This window comes from Lentzea nigeriaca (assembly GCF_016907955.1).
GTDB lineage: Bacteria > Actinomycetota > Actinomycetes > Mycobacteriales > Pseudonocardiaceae > Lentzea > Lentzea nigeriaca.
Genome location: NZ_JAFBCX010000033.1, coordinates 1 through 9,965 on the forward strand (window position 1 = coordinate 1; position 9,965 = coordinate 9,965).

Sequence of the window (9,965 nt, forward strand, 5' to 3'; positions counted from 1 at the left end):
CAACGATCTTGGTCGACGCTGTTCTAGCAGGAACTCCGTTGCCTGTTTCAGCCGGCCTTGACAGCCAGCCCACGCCGCTAACTACACGGCATTGGATCTAGTCCTCGCCCCACCACCGAAGAACCCTCATCGCACAAAAGGTGAGCCACTTGGACGGCTCCCCAGCCTCGACATCGATCTCGAACCACACCCGCCCAGGATGCCGCCCCGCCTGCAACCAGGTCCCGTCAGCCTGCCTCTGTGCCCTGATCATCCCAATGGCCTCAGCCATCCGCGGATCCCTCCGCCCAGCCCGCCGAAAGTAGTCCGCGGCGTTGAGCACGCTGTACCCCCACCGAAACGGCCACCGGAACTGCCCAACCCACTCCCCCACCACATCCCCGGTGGACAACCGCCTACACAGCCGCCTCTCGAGCAGGTACTCCTCACCAGCCCGTCTCACATCGCCGGCCCCGCCCCAAGCGAGCAATCCTTTGAGCGCGTTGAGCGTCGAGTGAAACGAAGACCGCCGCGCCCCCTCAACCCACTCACAATTCCACCCACCGTCCTCAAGCTGATGCCGCGCGAACCACTCAGCGATCCCACCGACATCAGCCCCAAGCCACACCCCGTTGGCCAACGTCCAAGCGTTGATGCAGCAGTCAACCTCCCCACCCCAATAGGGCAGCCCCTGGTACTCCCACCGACAGTTGGCCTCCAACAACTCAACCGTCCGCCGCCCCCGCAACACCGCAGCGTCGACCCCCCACTCCCGCAAGGAGTTCAACGACCAAGTGGTAGCCGTCCACGGCTGCCCACCCTCCTCTCCACGAAACCCACGCGGAAAGAAGGCCCCGCCATCCCACATGCCGTCGGCCCCCTGCGCCGCCAGCAGCCGAGCCCCAAACCCCTCAACAGCAACCCGAGCCCGCGTGGCCTCCCAAACCTCCCGCGGCGCACCCACCAAGTCCCGCTCAACCTGCCACCGCAAGGCCGGGTCAGAGTCGAGCAACCACCCCATCACGTCCCGCACGCCGCGACTCTAGCCCCGCCACCACACCGCCACCTCGGCACAAGCCCAGCCGCCCGCCCACCCCAGCTGCGGCCGCGCGGCTGGCAAGGCCACCCCGCACCAACCCCCGAACCACGGCCCTCACCAGCACAAACCCCGGCCCGACACCCCGATTTTGGTGTGCGGGGACGATCATGTAATCTATGCACACACCACGGCGCGAGCCGCGGCAGAACTGAATACGTCCGGGTGGCGGAATGGCAGACGCGCTAGCTTGAGGTGCTAGTCCCCGCAAGGGGGTGGGGGTTCAAGTCCCCCCTCGGACACGAGCGTTATTCACCCCCACGGGGTTGATGGAAACATCAGCTTCGTGGGGGTTTTGCTTGTACCGGACCTGCAGGTCTATCGCTTCGTACAACTCTTCCAGTCTCGTCGGTGCGTGACCTCTCAGTGCCGCGCTGACGTCCCCTATCGAGTCAATCGCCGCGTAGATCTCGGCGACATCCACCTCCACCGGTGCTGGGACGTTGTCCAGGGCCGCTCGTGACGCGAGCCGCTCGGCCTGCGCCTCGTTGATCGCCTCGACCAGCGCCGCAGGGTCCACGCCAGCCATGATCGCGTTCTGGAACCTGGTCAACTTGGCTTCCGCCTCAGCGAGTCGCTTCTTGGCGGCATCACGACCGATCTGGATCACCGGCTCTTGTGAATCCATCAACGCGGCGACGGTCCGATCCCGGTTCTTCCGATCGAAGACATGCCCCAGCCAGCCATTCACCGCGTCCTGGAGAGCGTCCTCTCTCAAATAGACCACACCAGGATGTGACGCGAGCACAGGAGATCCCGGAGCCAATGTGCGCGCCGGGCACCGGTAATACATCGCCTTCTTTCGCGGGCTGCCCTCCATCTTCCGCCAGCAGATGTCACACCGGATACGACCGCGGAACAGGTACCGGTGTTTCACCGCCCGCCCAGTCCGCTCCGTCTTCCGAGCGGCGCGCAAGCTGCCCTTCGACTTCCGCAGGAGTTGAGCGGCCGTGAAGTCCTCAATCTCGACGATCTTCGGATGCGCGGGATTGCGCGACCGGACCACTCGATCCGGACTGGCTTTGCGGAACCGGACCACGTGACCGGCAGAGACGTCGTCGGGATCGAGCAGCGTCTCGAACTTCGTGGAACGGCCGAAGAATGCATAGCCGGTATACCTCGGGTTCTCCAGGATGGCCCGCACAGTGCTGCCCTGCCAGCCGTCTCCAGGCCGATGCTTGTTCTGATCCGGCCGTCGCGCGGACGGACACAGAACCCGGTCACGGTTGAGTCCGTTGGCAATGGCCCGGTCCCCCATGCCGCTCAAGTACTCGGCGAAGATGCGCTGGACGACCCAGGCGGACTCGTCGTCAATTGCGAGCACCCGCAACCGGTACCCCTCCGCCGACTTGCGCGGGTTCGGATGCGGACCGCCGTCCACGGTGACGTACCCGTACGGCGCTCGTCCGCCCTGGTGCCGCCCTTCGTTTAGAACCTGCGTGTCCATCGCGGCCCGGACACGCGCCTGCACGTGCTGACGCTCGGACTCGCTCATGCCGCCGAGCACGCTCATCAGCATCTTGTGCGACGGATTCCGCGGGTCGTACTTGCCACCCAACTCCGGCACCCACAGGTCGACTCCGTAGGCCTCGAACCGCGGGGCGATCAACGAGAACTGGTTGCCGAACCAGCACCTGGTCCCCTCCCCCACAACAACGGCATTCCAACCGCGATGCGGGTTCTTTGGCGCTGCCAGTAGCCGTGAGGCCTCGTCGCGCCGTTCCCACGGCACCGACCGTGACTTGCCGACGTCGAAGAACTCCTCCACGATCCGGCCGCCCAACGGCCCGACGAACTTTTCCGCGTTGCCGAACTGCCAGCCGCGCGACGTCTCCGGGTCCTGGTTGTCCTCCGTCGAGCACCGGCCGTAGCCGGCTACCGGCCCGATGCCGTCTTCCAGGACTTCGCTGACCTCGATGCCCCACAGGTCATCGAGTGTCGCCCACGGGTCCCGGCTGATTTCAACAGTCATCACACCTCCCTCCGAGAGGCCCCGCCTGGGGCCTCCATCTCGCTCAGCTCGAACAGGATGTCTAGCAGTATGCGGCTTACCCGCCTGGTGAGAACAGGTAGCTCCACCGGAAGGTTGACCTTCAGCTCGCCACGGTCCGGATCTTCACCGGTCATAGCTGGTCCACCGCACGCAAGCTGGATGCGCCGATTTCAACAATCGCGGCTCGGATGTCCGCCGTCAGGTAGCCACGGACGCGCCGCGTGCCCTCTCCCTCCTGGACGTACTGCCGCGTGGGTCGGCACCCCAGGTCGCCCATGTCCTTCCCGAACGTCGTCGGCTCGACGTTCAGCGCCTCCACCAGCTCGGCCGTGGGCACGAACTCCCGCTCGTCCAGCCCGTCTCCGAGGTAGTCCACGACCGCAGCCAACGGCTCCGGCAACTCGATCTCGTCCCGGCTCGGCCCGTCGATCTCCCGCACGACCTCCGCGTGGTGGAGCAGCGGCGTGTCCTGACCAGCGGCCTGCCCGGTCAGCGTGCCTTCGGCCTCGCGGAGCGCGCGGCCGCGTTCACAGATCGCCCGCCAGTCCTCGTTGGGCATGTAAAACGTCCGCACGGTCAGTGCGAGCACATCGGCCCCGGCCTGCGTCTCTCCGTCCGGCCGCAGGATGCCAACGCCCTTGTGCGACGGGAGCAACCGACTGCTGTCGTACCCGCGGGTGTTCATCTGCTCCCCGAGCACGATGTTGCTGTCCCGCCAGTCCATGACCCTCAACGCGAACCGCGACCCGAGCACCGCCCGCAACTTCGACGGAATCGTGTTGCTGTCCGGCCGCTGCGTAGCGAGCACGAGCACCAGGCCGGCCGCGGGCGCCTTCTTCGCAAGCCACGTCAGCAGCTCACCGATCTGCTCCCCTGCCGTGAGCTTCTTCCCTTGCACCACAACAGGAGTGCGATCCTCCAGTGCAATGTGGACCTCGTCGACGATCAGCGCCGTGATCGGCATGTCCAGCGACGGATCACGCGACATCGCCGGCGTAACCTTCGACTCGGGACACGCGACGTCGTCCAGGTCCTGCATCCGCCGATACCGCCGCTGAACGTCCGCGACCAGCTCAACGAGCCAGTCCAAGAACGCCAACACGTGCTCGCTGTCATCACCGGCCATGAACCGATGTGCGACCTGCTCCGCGGCCTGCCAGTCCTTCCCGTTCTTGAAGTCGGCGACGTACAGCCGCGCGTGCGGATCGAGGATGAGCCCAGCCGCAGCCAACCGTTCCGCCATCGTCTTCCCCTGCCGGGGAATCGCACCGATCAGCACCGACGTCCACACCAACGGCAGGTCGATCCGCCGTCCCCGAGCGTCGGTACCGAACGGCACCGGTCGCCACGCGTCCCATCGCTCCACCGTCAGCAACGGCGTCCGGATCGGCGGTGAGGCGTACGGGTCCTCGTCGGCCACCCACATCGCCACACGTCCGGCGTGACCTCCGTTGCCGCGTACGCGCTCGACGCTGAGCTGGATCTCGTCGACCGCCAGCGCCGACGCCAGGTCCTCCCGATGCTTCACGACGTCAGCGGCCTTGCGCGTGGCAGGCAGGTCCACGGTGATCGCCCAACCAGCACCCTGCCGGGACGCCCGCTCGACCAGCCGCAGCGACTCGTCCTTGCCGATCAGCTTGGCGTCCCGGAACGCATCGACCAGAACCTGAGGGTCCATCGTCCATGTGAGCGTGCGCGGTCCGGCGAGCACGGCCTTTCGTCCTGGTGAGCCGTCCTTCGCCCGCCCGACGATCGCCAGTACGGCCGCGCCGACGCCTCCAACGCTCCACAGCACGAGGTCGCCGTAGAGCACCCAAGCCACCGTGATCACCGCACTGCCGGCGAGTAGCACCGTGCCGGTGACCTTCCACCGGAACAGCGTCAGCGCGCGGATCTCAACGAACTTGTCCGCGAGCTTCTCCGACTGCTCTGCAGCGTCGCGGTAGTCCCGCACCCGAACCCAGTTCCGCCAGCCACGCGCCGCAACCACCAGACCACGGCCAACCGCACTCGCACACCGCAGCGGTGCACGAAGCACCCAAGCAAGCGCATCCTTCGCGGCAAGCTTCAACGCTTCCCGAGACTTCAGCACTGGAGGCACCACCCGCGAGTAGCGCCAGGTCGCCTCGATCCGCCGCACGAGCGCCGCACGCTCGTCGACCAGCTCCCCTTCGAAAACCTCCTCGGCGGGCACCAACTCGCCGCTCATCGCTGGTCCCCGTTCAACGCCGCAGCCAGCTTCGACGACAGTCCGCGCGAGCACCCCGTGACCTCACGGACCCAGGCCGGCGAGACCTTGGCGCTCGACTTCCGAGCCTTGTGAGCTACCTCCAGATACTCCGCGAACGACGTCCGCGGCACGGGTGCCACGGCCTCCACCGTGGCACCCGAAGCAATCCCGAGCTTGTCCCGCAACTCCGTCACGGCTTCAGCGGCGACGAACACAACGAGCGGCGGCACCGAGTGCAGCACCACGAGCGCCGCGGACCCGGCCACGAACGCACTCCAGGTGTTCATGACATACGTGGCCCCGAGCGTGAACCACTTGGCCGCCCGCACCCATCCGCCGAGCCGCACGCCGTGCCGAGCAGTCACCTGCTCGGCACGGAGGATCGCCAGCAGCACCAGCGACACCATCGGGTCCAACAGCCACGCCGCGAACCAGGCCAGCGACCACACGGCCGCACCAGCCGCCGCGAACTGCTGAACGTTGGTCATGGTGAACGCGAGCCCGAGCAGAATCCCGGTCCAGCACAACCGGTCCACCTGCACGGCCACCCGCTCGATCGGCTCGCTCACTTCCGATCACCACCACGGCGGCGCGGCTCGTACGTGGTCACCGTGAGCGCCTTCGTCAACGTGTACGACGCGAGCAACGCCGGCACTCCGAGCACCGCGAACAACAGCCAGCCGTTCCCGCCGTGCGTCACGACCACCCACTGAACGATCACGATCAGCACGGCGTTCACGACCACGCGCCCACCGAGCGACATCAGCCGAACGCTCGACCGTGCCGCGTTCGCCGCGGCCTTCACCCGACGAGAACCAGCCCGCCAGACCAACACCAGAACCAAGAGGACACCGACCACGGCCAGCACCTGAGTGGGCGTGACGCTGATGGCGTTCATGAACGCGGCCCCCTCTCGGCCCGTTCACCGCGCTGGAGCCAGTGCCGATGCACCTCACGCCGCTCGTCCTCCGGCAACGCTCCCCACACTCCGACCGTCTCAGCACCGGCCGTGCGCAACTCCAACTCCAAGCACTCGTCCCGCACCGGACAGCCCGAGCACTGCCGCTCGGCCAACTCCAGATCGGTCAGCTCCTCGTCCGCCCACGGCGGTTCATCCGTGAACGCCCACATACACAGCCCGTCGCTCTCAACGACGTCGGTCAACTCATCAGTCGACGCCCATCGCAGGTGGTCCAGCGACCAGGCGATACCGACCAGCCGCAGATCAGTCACGAAGCACCCCCGGCTCCGAGAGCACTCGCCGAAGCGAGCTGCCGAGGACGACGAGACGCCCGTACTGCCGTTCGGCGGTCAGGATGCCGAGCCGGATCGCCCGGAAGACGGCGGACTGGCTGATGCCGAGCACCCAAGCGGTCTCGCGGATGGTGTGAACAGAAGACACAGAAGTACGCATAGGAATAGACCCTTCGAAGATTGAGCTGACGATTTCAGCTCAAAATGATTGATTTCAGCGCACATGAAGGTGCGTTTGATCGCACGCGGCACGGAATGCGCCGTGTCGCGTCACCGAAGAACTAAAAGCGGCTAATCTCAGCGCTGAGGCAGAGCGCGGAGGAATACGTGTCGGAGGATTGGGCGGCAGTCGCCAGAGCGATCAACGAGCGCGTGAACGAGCTCGGCTGGCGTCAACGGGAGCTCGCGGAGCGTTCGAACGTCTCGCAGGCGATCGTCCGCGAGATCCAGCACCACACAGTGGAGCGCCGGCGGGGGCCGCGGACGCTGGAGTCCTTGTCCACAGCCATGGGTTGGCACCCGCAGCACCTCGACGCAGTGCTGCACGGCCGCCGCCCGCCAGAGCGAGACGAGCCGATCACCGACCCCGGCGACTCGCTTTGGTCGCGTTTGGACAGTGTCGAGCAGCGCCTGATCGACATCACCGAACGCCTCGACGACCTGAAGTCCGACCTCGCGTCGGTAGCGAAGCAAGTTCGCGAGAACCGGTAGCGCGGTGCGTTTCTGCTGGTTGAGCGGCTTGATTTCCATGCACCAATTCCAGCGCGCAACGCCGTGCAAACCCATGCATGAGCGATGCATGTTCAATGCAAGTTCTGCGCTCCGGGGGTAGCGCAAACATGAGCATCGACTGGACCGGCGCGACGGCGAGCGCCCTGCAAAGCGCAATGCGGCTGACGCACGAAGCGTTCGCCGAACGCCTGGGCATCGGCGTTCGCACAGTCGCCTCCTGGCACCAGAAGCCGGACACGAAGCCACGCGCAGATATGAAGGGCATCCTCGACACCGCACTGGAGCAAGCTCCTGACGACGTCAAAGCCCGCTTCGCCAAGCTAGTCAGCGGCGGCCCGCTCGACCTCCCAACGGGCGCGGCAGAAGACGCCGAACGACGGCTCACCGCAGACCCGACGATCGTCGCGGCCCTGAACTGGCTGGACGCTCACGCTGGCTGGGACCCCGGCACGGCTCGCCGCGAGGTAGCCGCACGACTCGTCGCCCTCGACATCCGCGACCTGCACGACCGCGGCGTCCGCCGCGGCAACGTGAACCAACGCGACACCGTCCGCGCGCTCGCGGACTACTACGGCACCACAACCACCGGCCACGGCCGCTACACCGCGGCGTTCGGCGAGAACACGACCGCTTCAACAACGGTGCTGACTCACCCGGACTGGCTCGACCTCGACTGCCCGCTGTTCCCCAAGCACGACAAGCTGAAGCTCGCAGGCGTGACCCCAGCCGAGAACATCACCATTGACGAGGAGAGCGCAGACCGCGCCGCTCTACGGCTGGCCGAAGCCCTGGCTTTGGGAAACCGCATGGTGAACATGCCGCTGTTCCGCCTGCTCGACATCGACATGCGGAAGCACCAGCTCGCGGGCACCGTGGGCGTGACCGACTTCGTCGGCTACGTGGTGACGATGGACCTGCTCGAAGGGGAGCTGATCGACGCGCTCACCACCGACAAGCCAGCGGACGCCAGCTCACTCCCCATGCGCAACGCCTACCTGCCGAACCTCTCCGCAGTGCTGGACGTCGGAGACCGGCTCTGCGCAGGCGGAGCCCTCGCGCTCACCGCCATCGCCCGCCCTGCGGACGCGTTCCGCGCCGAACCGGATTACCTGCTGCTGATCCAGGAACGCTCAGGCCACGTGATCAACGCAGCCCGCCGCCTGGCCGTGATCCCCAAGGGCTTCCACCAGCCCCTCACCGACTTCCGCGCCGACACCCAGGTAGGAGCAACCCTCCGCCGCGAGATCGAAGAAGAACTGTTCGGCCGCCACGACATCGACAACACGATCAGCGAACAGCGCCACGCGGACCCGATGCACCCAAGCCGGCTCTCCGAACCAATGCGCTGGCTCCTGGCCGAACCCGGCCGTCTCCGCATGGAGTGCACAGGCTTCGGCCTCAACCTCGTGAGCGGCAACTTCGAGTTCGCCAGCCTCATCGTGATCGAGGACCAGGAGTTCTGGAACCGCTTCGGCGGCGACGTCCAAGCGAACTGGGAAGCGTCCCGACTGCACCAGTACTCCAGCCACGACAGGGAGCTGCTGGACGAACTCGTGAACGATGTAGCTTGGAGCAACGAAGGGCTGTTCGCCCTTCTTCAGGGCCTGCGCCGCCTCCGCGAGATCGGCGGCAACCGCGTAGACCTGCCAGAGATCGAATGGGAGATCAGGTGACCGCCAACTGGCAAGCCGGAAACGCCGCGGAAGACAGCACCGAGACCCGCGGCTGGCTAGTCGGACACTTCATCGACCCATCGATCGGCATCCGCTCTCAAAAGGACGTCGAAGTGAAGTGGGGCATCCACCCTGCTGGCGACAAGCGTCCGGAGTGGACCGCAGACGACCAGCGCACGACGCTGGTTCTGTTGGTAGAAGGCAACTTCCGCGTGGACACCACCGACGGCAGCAAGACCATGACCCGCCAAGGCGACTACATCATGTGGGGTCCAGGCGTCGACCACTCGTGGGAGGCCCTCGCGGACTCCGTCGTCATGACCGTCCGCTGGCCATCACAGACCTGACAGCCCAAAGCTCGGCAGGCTCACCCGCGAGCCGCCGATCTCACGCAACCGCCGGAGCCCTTGGAGCAACGCGAACAACCCTTCGTTGCTCCAAGCCTCCTGCTGCACCAAGTCTGTGATCAGTTCGCCGTCCAAGCTTGAGTACAACGTCAGCCCGGACGCCTCCCAGTTCGCCTCAAGCTGCCCACCGAACCGCGGCCAGAACTCCTCGTCCTCGATCACCACGAGCGTCGCGAACTCGTAGTTGCCGCTCACGAGGTTCAACCCGAACCCAGTGCACTCCATCCGCATCCGTCCCAGCTCGTCCTCCAGCCACCTCATCGGCGCTGACCAGCGACCCGGATGCATGGGCGACACCGCCCGCGCCGTGCCTGTCGTCGCGTCCACATCACCGCGCCCGAACAACTCCTCCTCCAGCTCCCGCCGGAGCGTGGCACCGATACGAACGTCAGCGCGAGGGTCGGTGAGCGGCTGATGGAAGCCGGGTCTGCTGCACGGATAGGTGACATCTGAGTTGGCTTGCCGTGATGGTGAGCTGGGAGGATGTCGCTGTGCCCAAGCCCTATCCCCAGGAGTTCCGCGACGATGTCGTGCGGGTCGCCCGTGACCGCGAGCCCGGCGTAACCGTCGAGCAGATCGCCAAAGACTTCGGGGTCCACCC

At 66.2% G+C, this 9,965-nt stretch carries 10 protein-coding genes, 1 tRNA gene and 1 pseudogene; 4 read left to right on the forward strand and 8 right to left on the reverse strand.

The window, feature by feature from the left end; genetic code table 11:
* Nucleotides 1-97: 97 nt before the first annotated feature.
* Nucleotides 98-1,000, reverse strand: a complete 903-nt coding sequence (locus tag JOD27_RS44230) for a squalene cyclase (protein WP_204768408.1) — start codon at nt 998-1,000, stop codon at nt 98-100.
* Nucleotides 1,001-1,234: 234 nt separating this feature from the next.
* On the opposite strand from JOD27_RS44230, the gene JOD27_RS44235 reads away from it, so the two are divergent.
* A tRNA-Leu gene (locus tag JOD27_RS44235) sits at nt 1,235-1,317 on the forward strand.
* Here JOD27_RS44235 and JOD27_RS44240 read toward each other — a convergent pair.
* The 6 genes from JOD27_RS44240 to JOD27_RS44265 all read right to left on the reverse strand — a co-directional run bounded on the left by JOD27_RS44240 (nt 1,299) and on the right by JOD27_RS44265 (nt 6,700).
* Nucleotides 1,299-3,047, reverse strand: coding sequence for a recombinase family protein (locus JOD27_RS44240; protein ID WP_204768401.1), 1,749 nt, complete (start codon nt 3,045-3,047; stop codon nt 1,299-1,301). The genes JOD27_RS44235 and JOD27_RS44240 overlap by 19 nt on opposite strands.
* 151 nt (nt 3,048-3,198) lie before the next feature.
* A complete protein-coding gene (locus tag JOD27_RS44245) occupies nt 3,199-5,277 on the reverse strand; it encodes an FtsK/SpoIIIE domain-containing protein (protein WP_204768402.1) in 2,079 nt (692 codons plus the stop codon).
* Nucleotides 5,274-5,867 (reverse strand): hypothetical protein, encoded by a 594-nt coding sequence (locus JOD27_RS44250; RefSeq protein WP_307830678.1) that lies wholly within the window; start codon nt 5,865-5,867, stop codon nt 5,274-5,276. The genes JOD27_RS44245 and JOD27_RS44250 overlap by 4 nt, the downstream gene beginning before the upstream one ends.
* Complete coding sequence (locus JOD27_RS44255; RefSeq protein WP_204768403.1) at nt 5,864-6,196, reverse strand: hypothetical protein; 333 nt, start codon at nt 6,194-6,196, stop codon at nt 5,864-5,866. The genes JOD27_RS44250 and JOD27_RS44255 overlap by 4 nt, the downstream gene beginning before the upstream one ends.
* Nucleotides 6,193-6,531, reverse strand: coding sequence for a WhiB family transcriptional regulator (locus JOD27_RS44260; protein WP_307830679.1), 339 nt, complete (start codon nt 6,529-6,531; stop codon nt 6,193-6,195). Before JOD27_RS44260 ends, JOD27_RS44255 begins: the two co-directional genes overlap by 4 nt.
* Nucleotides 6,524-6,700: a helix-turn-helix domain-containing protein gene (locus JOD27_RS44265; RefSeq protein ID WP_204768404.1), complete on the reverse strand. Its 177-nt coding sequence runs from the start codon at nt 6,698-6,700 to the stop codon at nt 6,524-6,526. The genes JOD27_RS44260 and JOD27_RS44265 overlap by 8 nt, the downstream gene beginning before the upstream one ends.
* Nucleotides 6,701-6,879: 179 nt before the next feature.
* Between JOD27_RS44265 and JOD27_RS44270 the strand changes: the two genes are divergently transcribed.
* The 3 genes from JOD27_RS44270 (at nt 6,880) to JOD27_RS44280 (ending at nt 9,304) form a co-directional block, all read left to right on the forward strand.
* Nucleotides 6,880-7,263 (forward strand): helix-turn-helix domain-containing protein, encoded by a 384-nt coding sequence (locus JOD27_RS44270; protein ID WP_204768405.1) that lies wholly within the window; start codon nt 6,880-6,882, stop codon nt 7,261-7,263.
* A 128-nt stretch (nt 7,264-7,391) separates the two neighbouring features.
* Complete coding sequence (locus tag JOD27_RS44275; protein ID WP_204768406.1) at nt 7,392-8,957, forward strand: helix-turn-helix domain-containing protein; 1,566 nt, start codon at nt 7,392-7,394, stop codon at nt 8,955-8,957.
* Nucleotides 8,954-9,304, forward strand: a complete 351-nt coding sequence (locus tag JOD27_RS44280) for a signal peptidase I (RefSeq protein WP_307830680.1) — start codon at nt 8,954-8,956, stop codon at nt 9,302-9,304. Before JOD27_RS44275 ends, JOD27_RS44280 begins: the two co-directional genes overlap by 4 nt.
* Here the strand turns inward: JOD27_RS44280 and JOD27_RS44285 are convergent.
* Nucleotides 9,293-9,787 (reverse strand): annotated as a pseudogene (locus tag JOD27_RS44285) (transcriptional regulator); the annotation flags it as partial. The gene JOD27_RS44280 and the pseudogene JOD27_RS44285 overlap by 12 nt on opposite strands.
* Nucleotides 9,788-9,965 lie beyond the last annotated feature (178 nt).

What these genes read in the sequence shown, in the direction of transcription:
- JOD27_RS44230 (WP_204768408.1), bottom strand. Translation starts at nt 1,000, where the DNA reads ATGGGGTGGTTGCTCGACTCTGACCCGGCCTTGCGGTGGCAGGTTGAG.
- JOD27_RS44240 (WP_204768401.1), bottom strand. Translation starts at nt 3,047, where the DNA reads ATGACTGTTGAAATCAGCCGGGACCCGTGGGCGACACTCGATGACCTG.
- JOD27_RS44245 (WP_204768402.1), bottom strand. Translation starts at nt 5,277, where the DNA reads ATGAGCGGCGAGTTGGTGCCCGCCGAGGAGGTTTTCGAAGGGGAGCTG.
- JOD27_RS44255 (WP_204768403.1), bottom strand. Translation starts at nt 6,196, where the DNA reads ATGAACGCCATCAGCGTCACGCCCACTCAGGTGCTGGCCGTGGTCGGT.
- JOD27_RS44275 (WP_204768406.1), top strand. Translation starts at nt 7,392, where the DNA reads ATGAGCATCGACTGGACCGGCGCGACGGCGAGCGCCCTGCAAAGCGCA.